The sequence below is a fragment of the Streptomyces hyderabadensis genome (assembly GCF_020404845.1).
In the GTDB taxonomy this organism is placed as follows: Bacteria; Actinomycetota; Actinomycetes; order Streptomycetales; family Streptomycetaceae; genus Streptomyces; species Streptomyces hyderabadensis.
Window position 1 is genome coordinate 112,654 of the sequence record NZ_JAIOJZ010000010.1, and the last position, 13,575, is coordinate 126,228.

12 protein-coding genes are annotated in these 13,575 nt (G+C 72.5%); 3 read left to right on the top strand and 9 right to left on the bottom strand.

Annotation, left to right across the window (positions count from 1 at the left end; genetic code table 11):
• Nucleotides 1–52 precede the first annotated feature (52 nt).
• On the top strand, nt 53–958 hold the full coding sequence (locus tag K7854_RS10660) for a 5'-3' exonuclease (protein ID WP_226026199.1): 906 nt from the start codon (nt 53–55) through the stop codon (nt 956–958).
• Nucleotides 959–1,063: 105 nt separating this feature from the next.
• Nucleotides 1,064–1,906 carry a siderophore-interacting protein gene (locus K7854_RS10665; protein ID WP_226026152.1) on the top strand — a complete coding sequence of 281 codons (843 nt, stop codon included), beginning with the start codon at nt 1,064–1,066 and terminating at the stop codon, nt 1,904–1,906.
• Between the two features lie 604 nt (nt 1,907–2,510).
• On the opposite strand, the gene K7854_RS10670 is transcribed toward K7854_RS10665, so the two are convergent.
• Nucleotides 2,511–3,092, bottom strand: a complete 582-nt coding sequence (locus K7854_RS10670; protein ID WP_226026153.1) for a GNAT family N-acetyltransferase — start codon at nt 3,090–3,092, stop codon at nt 2,511–2,513.
• A 107-nt stretch (nt 3,093–3,199) separates the two neighbouring features.
• Between K7854_RS10670 and K7854_RS10675 the strand changes: the two genes are divergently transcribed.
• Nucleotides 3,200–4,150, top strand: coding sequence for an RluA family pseudouridine synthase (locus K7854_RS10675; RefSeq protein WP_226026154.1), 951 nt, complete (start codon nt 3,200–3,202; stop codon nt 4,148–4,150).
• Nucleotides 4,151–4,178: 28 nt separating this feature from the next.
• On the opposite strand, the gene K7854_RS10680 is transcribed toward K7854_RS10675, so the two are convergent.
• The 8 genes from K7854_RS10680 to tatA form a co-directional block, all read right to left on the bottom strand.
• Complete coding sequence (locus K7854_RS10680) at nt 4,179–5,669, bottom strand: cytochrome P450 (protein WP_226026155.1); 1,491 nt, start codon at nt 5,667–5,669, stop codon at nt 4,179–4,181.
• Nucleotides 5,670–5,730: 61 nt separating this feature from the next.
• On the bottom strand, nt 5,731–6,351 hold the full coding sequence (locus tag K7854_RS10685) for a GTP-binding protein (RefSeq protein WP_226026156.1): 621 nt from the start codon (nt 6,349–6,351) through the stop codon (nt 5,731–5,733).
• Nucleotides 6,332–6,766: a DUF742 domain-containing protein gene (locus tag K7854_RS10690; RefSeq protein ID WP_226026157.1), complete on the bottom strand. Its 435-nt coding sequence runs from the start codon at nt 6,764–6,766 to the stop codon at nt 6,332–6,334. The genes K7854_RS10685 and K7854_RS10690 overlap by 20 nt, the downstream gene beginning before the upstream one ends.
• The gene (locus tag K7854_RS10695; RefSeq protein ID WP_167308645.1) at nt 6,763–7,140 is read right to left on the bottom strand and encodes a roadblock/LC7 domain-containing protein; all 378 of its coding nucleotides are present in this window, start codon (nt 7,138–7,140) and stop codon (nt 6,763–6,765) included. The genes K7854_RS10690 and K7854_RS10695 overlap by 4 nt, the downstream gene beginning before the upstream one ends.
• 26 nt (nt 7,141–7,166) lie before the next feature.
• Nucleotides 7,167–8,786 (bottom strand): sensor histidine kinase, encoded by a 1,620-nt coding sequence (locus K7854_RS10700; protein WP_226026158.1) that lies wholly within the window; start codon nt 8,784–8,786, stop codon nt 7,167–7,169.
• 358 nt (nt 8,787–9,144) lie between these two features.
• On the bottom strand, nt 9,145–11,997 hold the full coding sequence (locus tag K7854_RS10705) for a DEAD/DEAH box helicase (RefSeq protein WP_226026159.1): 2,853 nt from the start codon (nt 11,995–11,997) through the stop codon (nt 9,145–9,147).
• A gap of 67 nt (nt 11,998–12,064) precedes the next feature.
• Entirely contained in the window at nt 12,065–13,015 is a 951-nt protein-coding gene (gene tatC, locus K7854_RS10710) for a twin-arginine translocase subunit TatC (RefSeq protein WP_226026160.1), read from the bottom strand.
• 47 nt (nt 13,016–13,062) lie between these two features.
• Complete coding sequence (gene tatA / locus K7854_RS10715; protein ID WP_226026161.1) at nt 13,063–13,350, bottom strand: Sec-independent protein translocase subunit TatA; 288 nt, start codon at nt 13,348–13,350, stop codon at nt 13,063–13,065.
• Nucleotides 13,351–13,575 lie beyond the last annotated feature (225 nt).

Consider the following 13,575-nt stretch of genomic DNA (forward strand, 5'->3'; position numbering starts at 1 on the left):
CCCGCCCGCCCACACGACCTGCGGCATGATGCGAGGCGTGACCGGACGACTGATGCTTCTCGACACCGCTTCCCTCTACTTCCGCGCCTACTTCGGCGTGCCGGACTCGGTGAAGGCACCCGACGGCACGCCGGTGAACGCCGTGCGCGGGCTGCTGGACTTCATCGACCGCCTGGTGAAGGACCACCGGCCCGACCACCTGGTGGCCTGCATGGACGCCGACTGGCGCCCGCACTGGCGGGTGGAGCTGATCCCCTCCTACAAGGCGCACCGGGTGGCCGAGGAACGCCCGGCGGGCCCGGACGAGGAGGAGGTGCCCGACACGCTGTCCCCGCAGGTCCCGGTCATCGAGGCGGTCCTCGACGCGCTCGGCATCGCCCGCGTCGGCGTGGCGGGATACGAGGCGGACGACGTCATCGGCACCTACACCGCGCGGGCCACCGGCCCGGTGGACATCGTCACCGGTGACCGCGACCTCTACCAGCTGGTCGACGATGCCCGCGGGGTGCGCGTGCTCTACCCGGTCAAGGGCGTCGGCACGCTCAACCTCGTCGACGAGGCCGCACTGCGCGAGAAGTACGGCGTCGACGGCCGCGGCTACGCCGATCTGGCGCTGCTGCGCGGCGACCCGAGCGACGGCCTGCCCGGGGTGCCCGGCATCGGCGAGAAGACGGCGGCGAAGCTGCTCGCCGAGTTCGGGGACCTGGCCGGGATCCAGGCGGCCGTCGCCGACCCGGGGGCGAAGCTCACCCCCACCCAGCGCAAGCGGCTGACCGAGGCCGGGCCGTATCTCGCGGTCGCCCCGAAGGTCGTCCGGGTGGCCGACGACGTGCCGCTGCCGGACACCGGCACGGCGCTGCCGCGTGTTCCGCGCGACGCCGAGGCGCTGGACTCACTGGCGGCTCGCTGGGGACTCGGCGGGTCACTGCAGCGGCTGCTGGCCACGCTCACCGGCTGACCGGCGGCGGGCGGCACCCGTTTCCATGAGCCATTCACAGGTTCGGGATGCTAGCTTAGGTTTACCTAACTCAAGGATTCGCACGCAGGGAGCAGGGAGGCCGACATGGCAGACCGTCCGGCACGCAAGCCGCGCAAGCCGCACACCGCGCAGGTCGTCCGCACCGAGCGGCTGACCCCGCACATGCAGCGCGTGGTGCTCGGCGGCGAGGGGCTCTCCGCGTTCGCGGCGGACACCTGCACCGACCACTACGTGAAGCTGCTCTTCCCCTCCGGGGGCGCGACCTACCCGGAGCCCTTCGACATGGAGCGCATCCGCGAGGAGTTCCCGCGCGAGCAGTGGCCGGTGACCCGGACGTACACCGTCCGGCACTGGGACGCCGAGCACCGCGAGATGACGCTGGACTTCGTCATCCACGGCGACGAGGGACTGGCCGGGCCCTGGGCCAAGCGGGTCCGGCCGGGCGAGACCATCCACTTCATGGGGCCCGGCGGCGCCTACACCCCCGACCCCGCCGCCGACTGGCACCTGCTCGCCGGTGACGAGAGCGCGCTGCCCGCGATCGCCCGCTCCCTGGAGGCGCTGCCCGACGGCGCCCGCGCGTTCGCCTTCGTCGAGGTCGACGGGGCCGAGGAGGAGCAGAAGATCGACTCCGACGTGGAGGTGGTCTGGCTGCACCGCGCGGGACGCCCGGTCGGCCAGGCCCTGGTCGAGGCGGTCCGCGCACTGGAGTTCCCCGAGGGGCGGGTGCACGCCTTCGTCCACGGCGAGGCGGCCTGCGTGAAGGAACTGCGCCGCTACCTGCGCCTGGAGCGCGAGGTCCCCCGCGAGGACCTGTCCATCTCCGGGTACTGGCGGCTCGGCCACAACGAGGACGGCTGGCAGGCCTCGAAGCGCGAGTGGAACGCCCGCATCGAGGCCGAACAGGAGGGCGCGACAGCGGCGTAACGTCTCCGCCGCCCCGCCCCACGTCCCCTGTCGGCCGGGGCCACCCGCCTGTGCGCAACGGGCCGGGGCCCCGTCCCGCGCCCCTCAGGGCGGCCCCACCCTGGGAAACGGCCCACCTGCGCCGCCACGCCCGTCTGGCGCCCACGGGGCTCCGGCCCGGCCCACTGCCCGCACGCCTCGGCCAGCCCCGCCGCCGCACACGCGCAGGCGCGCTACGCGCCAACGGCCCGCGTGCTGCCGGGCGCCACACCCCCTCGCCGCTCCACCGCGACGAACCCCGCCCAGGGCTCGCACCGCCGGCGCCACCACGCCCCGGCGCCCACGGGATTCACTCCGCCCCACGGCAGACGGTCGTCGGCCAGGCCCCGCATACGGAGGGGCGCCACACCCCCTCGCCACCCCCACCGCAACGAAACCCGCACCGCCTGCGCCACCACGCCCCGGCACCCACAGGCGCCAGGCCAGCCGTGGCAGGCGGCCGGCGGCGAAGTCCCGCTTGCGCGGGTGCGAGTGCGGGTGGGCGACGTGCCGACGGGACGGGGGCAGGGAGCAGGCGCCCCGCGCGAGGGCGCCGCGGCCCGCCGGTGCGCGGGCCGGGTGGCCGTCAGTCGCCGCGTACGCGGGCGTGGAGGTGCATGTCGTGCCAGCCGTCCTGGTGGAGCACGGCGCGGCGCTTGGTGCCCTCCAGGGCGAAGCCGGTCTTCTGGGCGACCCGGCACGAGGCCTCGTTGGCCACCGCGTGCAGGAGCTCCAGGCGCTGGAAGCCGATCTCGTCCAGGGCCCAGTGCGCGAGGGTCCGCGTGGCCCGCGCGGCCACACCCCGGCCGCGGGCGCCCGCGGCCGTCCAGTAGGCGACCTCGGCCACCCCGTCACCGAGCACCCACTCACGCAGCGCGACCCGGCCGAGCAGTCGGTCGTCCGCCGCGTCCGCGACCGCCCACTGCACACCGCGCTCCTGCTCCCAGGCGCGCTGCCACTCGGTGATCCAGCCCCGCACCTCCTCCTCGGAGTCGGCGGCGCGGACGTGCCACTGGTGCATCACGGGGTCCTGGAAGACGGCGTGCACGGCCGGTGCGTCCTCGGGGCGCCAGGGCCGCAGCACCAGCCCGTCGCCGGTGGGGAGCACGGGTTGCGGGGTCCGGGAGAGGGTGCCGGCGGCGAGGACCGGGCGGGTGAGGTAGGGCATGGGCGGCATCCTGCCAAGGCGGCCGTGCGGCGGCCCAGCGGTTTTCCGGGGCGGCCCGCCCGACTCGGCCCGGCGCCGCGGGTGACCGCCTCGTACGCTGGCAGGTGATGAGACGCCGTACCCCTCCCCCGCCCTCGCCCCTGCCGCAGCGCGACGGCATCGACGCGGTGCGGGTCCGGCTGCCCGCGGACGGGCCGTGGGCCACGGTGCGGGAGCACCTCGCGGAGCGGCTGTCGGGCGCGGGCCCCGGGGTGGTCGACGGCATGTTCGACGCCGGGCTGTTCGTGGGCGCGGACGGGCGCCCCGTGGCGGGCGACGCGCCGTACCGGGCGGGCATGTTCGTGTGGTTCCACCGCGAGCTGCCCGCGGAGGTGCCGGTGCCCTTCCCGCTGGAGGTCGTGTACCGCGACGAGCACATCGTCGTCGTGGACAAGCCGCACTTCCTGGCCACCACCCCGCGCGGCGCCCACGTCACGCAGACCGCGCTGGCCCGGCTGCGCCGGGAGCTGGGCATCCCGGAGCTGGGCGCCGCGCACCGCCTGGACCGGCTCACGGCGGGGCTGGTCCTGTTCACCGTCCGCCCGCAGGAACGCGGCGCGTACCAGGGCCTGTTCGCCGCCCGCCGGGTGCGCAAGGAGTACGAGGCCGTCGCCCCGTACGACGCGGAGCTGGCCCTGCCCCGGACGGTGCGCAGCCGGATCCTCAAGGAGCGCGGGGTGCTCGCCGCCCGCGAGGTGGACGGCGAGCCCAACGCCGTGACCCGCATCGAGCTGCTCGCCCACCGGCCGGACCGCGGGCTCGGCCATTACCGGCTGGTGCCCGGCACCGGCCAGACGCACCAGCTGCGCGTGCACATGAACGCGCTCGGCGTGCCGATCCTCGGCGACCCCCTCTACCCCGACGTGGCCGCCCCCGGGCCGGCCGGTGACTTCCGGCGCCCGCTGCAACTGCTCGCGCGGGAGCTGGCGTTCACCGATCCGGTCACGGGGCGCGCGCACCGCTTCCGCAGCGGCCGGTCCCTGGGCGCCTGGACGGCGTACGAGGACTGGGCGGCGTAGGCGGGACCGGCCGGGCGCGACCGGCCCGTCAGTAGCCGCGCCACCAGAGCAGGAAGCGCTGCCAGGCACCGCGGGGACGCTCCGGGGCCGGCGGCTGCGGGGGCGCGGCGGCCGGCCCCGGCGCGGGCCGCGGCGGCTGGGAGGGCAGCGGGGGCTGCGTGCGTTCCTCCTGCTTGGGGATGCCGACGTGCCAGGGTGCGTGCCGTTCCGGGACCGGGGTGTGGCTCGGCTGCTGCATGACGTCCTGCTGTGCCCTGGGCTCGAACCGGACCGGCAGTTCCACCAGGTGCCGCGAGGCGATCGACGACCGCCAGCGCAGGTCGTCCTCGTCGCAGTCGAGCTGGAGGTCGGGCAGCCGCATCAGCAGCGCGTCGATGCCGGCGTCGGCGATGGCCCGCCCGATGTCCTGCCCGGGGCATTCGTGCGGGCCGCCGCCGAAGGCGAGGTGGGCGCGGTTGCCCATCATGCTGGCGTCCAGGTCGGGCCGGATGCGCGGGTCGATGTTGCCCGGCGCGATGCCGAACAGCAGGCCGTCACCGGCGCGGATGCGCTGGCCGCCGAGTTCCGTCTCCTGCTTGGCGAAGTAGGCGAAGACGGTGCTGAACGGCGGCTCGTCCCACAGGGACTGCTCGACCGCCTGGGGCACCGTCATCTGGCCGCCGCTGAGCTGGGCGCGGAAGCCCGGGTCGGTGAGCACCACGCGCAGCACGTTGGCGATCAGGTTGACGGTCGCCTCGTAGGCGGCCAGCAGGACCACCCGCAGGTGCTCGCGGACCTCGTCCTCGGTGAGCCCGGCCGGGTGGGTGACGAGACGGCCGGCGATGTCGTCGGCCGGGGCGGCCCGGCGGGCGGCGGTCAGCCGTCCCAGGGCCTCCATGACGTAGGCGTGGCTGGCGATCGCCGTCTCGGTGCCCTTGAGGGTGTCGCGGGCCGCCTCCACCAGCCGGTCGTTGTACTCCTCGGGCATGCCGAGCAGGTGGCACATCACGCCCATCGGCAGGTGCTCGGCGAACTGGCTCACCAGGTCGGCGCGGCCCTGCTCGCAGAAGCGGTTGACGATGCGCTGGGTGTAGCGCTTGATGTGCCGGCGCAGCTCCCGGTAGTCGAGGTCGGACATGGCGCTGGTGACCGCGCCGCGCAGCCGCTTGTGTTCGTCGCCCTCGGCGTGCGAGCAGATGGGCTGCCAGGCGATGTGCGGCATCAGGGGGTGGTCGGGTTTGACCATGCCCTCGTTGAGCGGGGTCCAGATCCGGCTGTCGCGGCAGAACTGGGAGGGGGTGCTCACCATGTGCAGGTTCTCGGCGTGTCCGAGGACCACCCACACGGGTACGTCGTCGTGGAGCAGCGCGGGCGCCACCGGCCCGTGCCGCTCGCGCAGCTGCTCGTACAGCTCCTCCAGGTCGTCCGCCTCGTGCAGCCGGTGCAGTCCGCCCGGCCCGAGGCCGTGCGCGGGGCAGCCGGGCGGTGGTTCGAGCAGGGGTTCGCCCGTCTTGGTCGGGGAGTGGCTTTCAGGCGTCACAGTCTCGCTCCGCAGAACAGGGGGTTGGGTCACGTCAAGGGGGTGCCGGTGGGCGCGCGGGTCAGGTGAGCGCGCCCTTCAGCGCGAGGGAGTGCAGGAAGCGCATCAGGGTCATCAGGACGTCCCGGCTGGAGGCCCGGCGCCGCACGTCGCAGTCGAGGATGGGGATCTCCTCGGGCAGGTCGAGCGCGGTGCGCAGCTCGGCCATGGGGTAACGGGGCGCGTCGGGGAAGGTGTTGACGGCGACGACGAAGGGCACCCCGCGCTCCTCCAGGCGCCCCATGACGTCGAAGCTGACCTCCAGGCGGCGGGTGTCGACCAGGACGACCGCGCCGAGGGCGCCCTCGAACAGGCCGTTCCACAGGAACCAGAAGCGCTCCTGGCCGGGCGTGCCGAAGAGGTACAGCACCAGTTCGTCGGTGATGCTGATGCGGCCGAAGTCCATCGCGACGGTGGTGGCCGTCTTGGAGGCGGAGCCGTAGTTGTCGTCGATGCCGATGCCGGCCTGGGTCATGGTCTCCTCGGTGGTCAGCGGTCTGATCTCGCTGACCGAGCCGACCATGGTGGTCTTGCCGACCCCGAAGCCGCCCACGATGACGATTTTCACGGCGGCCTCGGCCGTGTGCGGCAGCCGGTCCTCGGTGCGCGGGCCCGGGATCGTGTCAGAGCTTTTGAAGTCCATGCATCACCGCTTCGAGGAGGTTTCGGTCGGCGACCTTCTGGCGGACGATCGGGGCGCGGGCCTGCACCAGTTCCGCCGCCAGCAGGTCGGTGAGCAGCACGGTCACCACACTGAACGGCAGGCTCAGATAGGCCGACAGCTCGGCCACGGACAGGGGTGCGGCGCACAGCCGCAGCAGGGCGGCCTGCTCCGGGGTGGCGGACACCGGAGGGTCGGCGCGGGCCACGATCAGGGTGACGAGGTCGATGTCGGCGCGTTCGCCGCCTCCCTCGCCGCCGATGACGAAGAGCCGCTCGGGGTTGCGGACCTCGCCCTCCTTGGCGGGCGCGCCGTCGGGGGTGGGCGCGTCGTCGGGGGCGGGCGCGGCGGGCCTGCCGGGCCCGGGGGATCGCCTCTGGCGCCTGGGAGGAGTCATACGGTCTGCCCGTTGCGCCGTGCGGGACTGGTCAGATGGGGGCCGATCCGGGCGACCAGGTCGGCCATGCTCAGGCCCATCCGGCCGGGTTCGCAGCGGACGTCGGAGAGCACGGCGAGATAGGCGTTGGGACCGGCGGCCATCAGGTAGAAGTAGCCGCCGTTCATCTCGATGAGCACCATCTTCATGTCGCCGTCGCTGGTGGGGATCTCCTGGCTGACGGCGCTCGCCAGGCTCTGCAGGCCCGCGCAGGCGGCGGCGACCCGGTCGGCGGCGTCCGGGTCCCCGGAGTAGCGGGCGATGCGCAGGCCGTCGGCGGAGAGCACCACGATCATCTCGATGCCCGGGACGCCGTCGTAGAGGTCCCGGAGCATCCAGTCGAACTTGCCTTGCTGCTCGATCACTTGAGGTTCCCCTCGTCGTCTGCCGGGGCGTGGGCCGGCTCGTTGCTGCTGGACTGCTGGTGGGCGTTGCCCGGGTGCTGCTTGAGCCCCTCCCAGAAGGCGCCGATGAAGTGGCCCGGCGGGAGGCCGCCCTGGTCCTTGTCCGGGCCGGGCTCCGGCGCGGCGGGCTCCGGGATGCCGTTGCGGGCGCGCTCGGCGGCCAGGCGGGCCTCGCGTTCGGCGTCCTCCCGCTCCCACGCCGCCTGCTCGGCGAGGCGCTGGCTGAGCGGCATCTTGACCCGGCTGCGGCGCTGCGGGAGTCCGCCCGCCGTCCACTCGGTCACCTCGGGAACGTCGTCCTCCAGGGAGACCGTGGCCGGGATCCGGGGGCTGGTGGGCCGGCGCTTCTTGGGCTTGCGCTGCGGTCCGGGCAGGGCGTCGGGGCCGGGGGTGGGGATCGAGGTGGCGCCGATGCCGTGGGCGAGGCCGACGCCGGGCTCGGTGGTCATCATCTTGCTGGGCACGATGAGGATGGCGCGGACGCCGCCGTACGCGGAGGCCCGCAGCGAGACGTCCATGTCGAACTGGGTGCAAAGCCGGCCCACCACGGACAGGCCCAGGCGCGGGTGGTGGGCGAGGTCCTGCACGTCGGTGCCGCGCTTGGCCTGCTCCAGCAGGCCCTCGATGCGGGCGCGGGACTCCTCGCTGAGGCTGACGCCGGCGTCCTCGATCTCGATGCACACACCGCTCTGCACCTCGGTCGCGGTGACGTGCACCTTGGCGGCGGGCGGCGAGTAGCGGGTGGCGTTGTCGAGGAGTTCCGCCGCGGCGTGGATGACCGGTTCGACGGCGGTGCCCTTGATGTTGACCTTGGCGATGGAGGCCAGGTTGATCCGGCGGTACTCCAGGATCCGGGACATGGCGCCGCGCAGCACGCTGTACAGGGCGACCGGTTCGGGCCACTGGCGTCCGGGACGGCCGCCGCCGATCACGGAGATGGAGTCGGCGAGACGGCCGATCAGCGAGGTGCCGTGGTCGATGCGCAGCAGGTCGTCGAAGACCTCGGGGTTGCGCCCGTGGTCCTCCTCCATCTCGCGGAGTTCCTTCTGCTGCTGGTGGACGATCGCCTGGACCCGGCGGGCGATGTCGACGAAGGAGCGCTCGGCGGACTCGCGCATGGCGTCCTCGTGGTCGACGATCTCGCAGACCATGCGGACCAGCTCGCGCTGGGGCTCGCCGAGTTCGGCGTAGGAGGGGTCCACCTCGCCCAGGCGGTTCATCATCTCGCGGGGTGTGGCGCCCCGGCGCATGACCCGCAGGACGTTCGGGATGACCTCGGCGCCGAGGCGGACCATCTCCTCGTGGTGGCTCGCGGCCCGCTGTTCCAGATACGCGGTGTGACGGGCGTGCTCGGCGCGCACGGCCCGCAGCGCGCGGCCGCGGCGCACCGCTTCGGCGCCCGCGGCGATCACCAGGACGGTGGCGACGGCACCGCACAGGCCGACGGCGAGCCGGGCCGGTTCCGTCACGAGGGCGACGGCGGCCCCGGTGGCCGCGGCCATCAGTATGGCCGGCAGCAGCAGTGTGCGCGCGTAGGGAAGTTCGCGGCGACCTGGAGGGGAATCAACACTCACCATGTAGGCCCTCTGAAACGAATCGGCGGGGATGGGGAAGCTTGCGGCGGGGTAGTACTGGGAGTTGTCGGGATCTTCGCCGCATTGGGAACAAGCGCGCGAATACCCCTCAACTCGGTGCGCTGCGGGCGAGCTTAGTCCGGGGGGATCATCGCCGTGTCATATTCGGCAAGCACCTGAAACGGGCCCGGGGACTGGAGTATGGTCGGGCCCATTTGCACGCCGGGGAGTCATTCGAACACGTGGGGTAATGCCCGAAGGGTGCTCGAAAATCACTCACCGTGATGAGGGAAAGCGGCGCCGGGGCCGCGGAACGCACGAAGGCCCGGCGGGATTCCCGCCGGGCCTTGCCGGAGTGGGGTCAGCCCACGGAGGAGTAGGCGACCACCCCGCGCAGCAGCTCGTCGACCGCCTTGCGCGCGTTCTTCGGAACGGTGGAGCCGCTGCCTGGCGCGGCGGCCGAGATCTGGCCGAGGACGTCGATGACCTGCTTGCACCAGCGCACGAAGTCGCCGGCCGGCATCTCCACCTCGCGCAGCACCTCGTCGAGGCCCTTGCCGGAGGCCCACATGTACGCCGCCCAGGCGAAGCCGAGGTCGGGCTCGCGCTGGCCGACCCCCTCGGTCTGGCTGATCCGGAAGTCCTCCTCCAGGGCGTCCAGGCGGCCCCAGATGCGGACCGTCTCACCGAGCGCGGCCTTCGCCCGGCCCGAGGGCACCTTCGGCGCCAGCGCGTCGTCGGCGGCCCGGGACTCGAAGACCAGCGCCGAGACGCAGGCGGCCAGCTCGGCCGGTGACAGGCCCTCCCACACGCCTTCGCGCAGGCATTCGCTGGCGAGCAGGTCCAGTTCGCCGTAGAGCCTGGCCAGGCGCTTGCCGTGCTCGGTGACCTCGTCGCCGCGCAGGTAGTCCAGCTCGGTCAGCAGCGCGACGATCCGGTCGAAGGTGCGCGCGATGGTGTTGGTGCGGCCCTCGATCCGGCGCTCCAGCTGCGAGGTGTCGCGCAGCAGCCGGTGGTAGCGCTCGGCCCAGCGGGCGTGGTCCTCGCGGTCGTCGCAGCCGTGGCAGGGGTGGGCGCGGATCGCCTTGCGCAGCCGGGCGATCTCCCGGTCGTCGGCGGCCTGGGAGCGCTTCTTGCGGGCCCGCTCCGGCGGGATGTGCCCGGCCTTGGTGCGCAGCGCGGAGGCCAGGTCGCGGCGGGACTGCGGCGAGCGCGGGTTGAAGGACTTGGGGATGCGCATCCGGTCCAGGGCCTCGACGGGCACCGGGAAGTCGATCGACGCCAGCCGCTTGACCTGCCGCTCGGCCGTCAGCACCAGCGGGCGGGGCCCGTCGTGGTGGTCGAAGCCGCGGTGTCCGTTGGACCGCCCGGCGGGCAGCCCCGGGTCGAGGACGAGGGCGAGGCCCGCGTACTTGCCGGTGGGCACGTGGATGACGTCGCCCGGCTTCAGCTTCTCCAGCGCCACGGCGGCCTCCGCACGGCGCTGGTTGGCGCCCTGCCGGGCCAGCTCCTGCTCGCGGTCCTTCAGCTCGCGGCGCAGCCGGGCGTACTCGTCGAAGTCGCCGAGGTGGCAGGTCATGGAGGCCTTGTAGCCCTCCAGCCCCTCCTCGTTGCGCTGCACCTGACGGGAGATCCCGACCACCGACTTGTCCGCCTGGAACTGCGCGAAGGACGTCTCCAGCAGCTCCCGCGACCGGTGCCGGCCGAACTGCTCGACCAGGTTGACCGCCATGTTGTACGACGGCTTGAAGCTGGAGCGCAGCGGATACGTGCGGGTGCCGGCCAGTCCCGCGAGGTGCTCGGGGTTCATGCCGCGCTGCCACAGCACCACGGCGTGCCCCTCGACATCGATGCCGCGCCGGCCGGCCCGGCCGGTGAGCTGGGTGAACTCGCCGGGGGTGATGTCGGCGTGCTGCTCGCCGTTCCACTTGACGAGCTTCTCCAGGACGACCGAGCGGGCGGGCATGTTGATGCCGAGGGCGAGGGTCTCGGTGGCGAAGACGGCCTTCACCAGTCCGCGGACGAACAGCTCCTCGACGACCTCCTTGAAGGTGGGCAGCATGCCCGCGTGGTGGGCGGCGATGCCGCGCTCCAGCCCCTCCAGCCACTCGTAGTAGCCCAGGACGTGCAGGTCCTCGCGGGGGATCGAGGCGGTGCGCTCCTCGACGAGGGACCGCACCTGCTCCCGGGCGTCCTCGTCGTTGAGCCTGAGACCGGCGAACAGGCACTGCTGGACGGCGGTCTCGCAGCCGGCCCGGCTGAAGATGAAGGTGATCGCGGGCAGCAGCCCCTCGGAGTCCAGCCGCTCGATGACCTCGGGCCGGCTCGGCGTCCACACCCGCGAGCGCTGTCTGCGCTCCCGCTCCCGGTCGGCCTCCTTCATGGCGCGGCCGCGTCTGCGGTCCTGGTAGGACGGGCGGCTCGCCTCCAGGCGCGCCATGCGCGTCAGGTCGGGGTTGACGGCCTTCTTGTGGCCCTCGGCCTCCTCGAACAGGTCGTACATCCGGCGTCCGGCCAGCACGTGCTGGAACAGCGGCACGGGCCGGTGCTCGGAGACGATCACCTGGGTGTCGCCGCGCACGGTGTCGAGCCAGTCGCCGAACTCCTCCGCGTTCGACACGGTCGCCGACAGTGACACCAGGGTCACGGATTCGGGGAGGTGGATGATCACTTCCTCCCAGACGGCGCCGCGGAAGCGGTCGGAGAGGTAGTGGACCTCGTCCATGACCACGTATCCCAGGCCGAGGAGGGTCTGCGAGCCCGCGTACAGCATGTTCCGCAGGACCTCGGTGGTCATCACGACCACCGGTGCCTCGGAGTTCACGCTGTTGTCGCCGGTGAGCAGGCCCACCCGGTCGGTGCCGTAGCGGCGGCACAGGTCGGCGTACTTCTGGTTCGACAGGGCCTTGATGGGCGTCGTGTAGAAGCACTTCCGGCCCTGCTGGAGGGCGAGGTGGACGGCGAACTCGCCGACGATCGTCTTGCCGGAGCCGGTGGGCGCGGCCACCAGCACCCCCTTGCCCGCCTCGAGCGCCTGACAGGCCTCGATCTGGAAGGGGTCGAGGCCGAAGTCGTACATCTCGCGGAAGGAGGCGAGCGCGGTGGCCTGCTCGACAGCTCGCTGACGGGCTGCCGCGTACCGCTCGGCCGGTGAGAGATCCTCTGTCATCGTGCTTTCGAGCGTACCGGCCCGCACTGACAACCGGACGATCATTATCGGGATCGGCCGTGTGGGGGTTCCGTGGGGGCGGCGACGCCTGCCGTCACCGCCCCGGCGGTCCTCAGGTCACGTCGTCGTAGCCGTTGACCCGGTCCTTCGTGGCCTGCTCGGGCAGGGCGCGGGCGGTGGTCACGGGCTCGACCTCGCCGATGTCCTCGGGGGTGAGGTCCAGGTCGGACGCCTCGTCGTCGTCGGGTTCCAGGGCCTCGCGGCGGGCCTTGCGGCGGTCGTTCAGCAGGGCGACGACGACCGCGCCGAAGTACAGGACCCAGATCGGCCCGGCCAGCATGAGCATGGTCAGCGGGTCCGTGCTGGGCGTGGCGATGGCCGCGAACAGCGTGATCCCCATGATCATCGCGCGCCACCAGCCGAGCATCCGCCTGCCGCTCAGCACCCCGGTGAAGTTGAGCATCACCAGCAGCAGGGGCAGCTCGAAGGAGAGGCCGAAGACGAGCACCATGCGCGTGACGAGGTCGAGCAGCTCGTCCAGCGGCAACAGGTTGTCGACGTCGCTCGGGGTGAACTCGATCAGCACCTTCGCGGAGGTGGGCAGCACCGCGTAGGCGAAGTAGGCGCCGATAAGGAACAGCGGGGCGCCGGTGGCGACGAACGCGTAGGCGTACTTCTTCTCGTTCTTGTGCAGGCCCGGGGCGACGAACGCCCACAGCTGGTACAGCCAGACCGGCGAGGCCAGCACGACACCGGCGGTCAGGGACACCTTCAGCGCCAGGGTGAAGGGGCCGAGCAGACCGTTGATGGTGATCTGCGCGCACGGCTCCGAGCCGGCCTTCGCCCGGGCCAGCTCGCCGAACGACTTCTCACAGCCGACCGACTTGAGGATCGGCTCGGTGAGGAAGTTGATGATCTCCTGATAGAAGAAGGCGGCGACCACCGTGACGACGACGATGGCCAGCAGCGCCTTCGCGAGCCGGTTGCGGAGCTCACGAAGGTGCTCCGCGAGCGGCATCCGCCCCTCGGGATCCTTCTCCTTGTTGCGGGCAGACTTCAGCAACCCACGTTCCCATCTCGTGCGGCGGGCCGGAGGTCACCGGCCCTGCGTCAGCGCTTGGTCGTGTCCGTCGGCTCGGTGACCGGCCGGGAGCTGGTCACGTCGCCGGGGGCGGCCTGGATGGTGCGCTGCGCCGCGGACTGCTCGGGGGTGGGCGGGTCGGCCGGGGCGGTCTCGTCGGACTTGGCCTCGCTCTTCATGGCCTTGGCCTCGCTCTTGAGGATGCGCGCCGACTTGCCGAGCGACCGCGCCATGTCCGGAAGCTTCTTCGCGCCGAACAGCAGGATGATGACGACGAGGATGAGAATGATCTCGGGGGCGCCGAGCCTTCCGAACATAAGTCTTTACCTTCTCACCGAGGCGGCTGGGTGGGGGTGCTGTCCGACCGGCCGGACATGCGTCCGATCGATCGTCTTGTGCAGCGATCGTAACGCTCAGGGGTGAACGTGAGGCAATCCCCGTGCGTACTCCCGTCCGCGGCCGGGCCTCGTTTTCCTGGCCGCGACCAGCAGCGTACCGTCCGGAACCCATGACGTGACAGGGCGAAGTGTCCCAAAACGTAA

Excerpts from the sequence above, each read along its gene's own strand:
- K7854_RS10660 (WP_226026199.1), top strand. The coding sequence starts at position 53 with ATGCTTCTCGACACCGCTTCCCTCTACTTCCGCGCCTACTTCGGCGTG.
- K7854_RS10665 (WP_226026152.1), top strand. The coding sequence starts at position 1,064 with ATGGCAGACCGTCCGGCACGCAAGCCGCGCAAGCCGCACACCGCGCAG.
- K7854_RS10670 (WP_226026153.1), bottom strand. The coding sequence starts at position 3,092 with ATGCCCTACCTCACCCGCCCGGTCCTCGCCGCCGGCACCCTCTCCCGG.
- K7854_RS10675 (WP_226026154.1), top strand. The coding sequence starts at position 3,200 with ATGAGACGCCGTACCCCTCCCCCGCCCTCGCCCCTGCCGCAGCGCGAC.
- K7854_RS10685 (WP_226026156.1), bottom strand. The coding sequence starts at position 6,351 with ATGGACTTCAAAAGCTCTGACACGATCCCGGGCCCGCGCACCGAGGAC.
- K7854_RS10690 (WP_226026157.1), bottom strand. The coding sequence starts at position 6,766 with ATGACTCCTCCCAGGCGCCAGAGGCGATCCCCCGGGCCCGGCAGGCCC.
- K7854_RS10695 (WP_167308645.1), bottom strand. The coding sequence starts at position 7,140 with ATGCTCCGGGACCTCTACGACGGCGTCCCGGGCATCGAGATGATCGTG.
- K7854_RS10700 (WP_226026158.1), bottom strand. The coding sequence starts at position 8,786 with ATGGTGAGTGTTGATTCCCCTCCAGGTCGCCGCGAACTTCCCTACGCG.
- K7854_RS10705 (WP_226026159.1), bottom strand. The coding sequence starts at position 11,997 with ATGATCGTCCGGTTGTCAGTGCGGGCCGGTACGCTCGAAAGCACGATG.
- tatA (WP_226026161.1), bottom strand. The coding sequence starts at position 13,350 with ATGTTCGGAAGGCTCGGCGCCCCCGAGATCATTCTCATCCTCGTCGTC.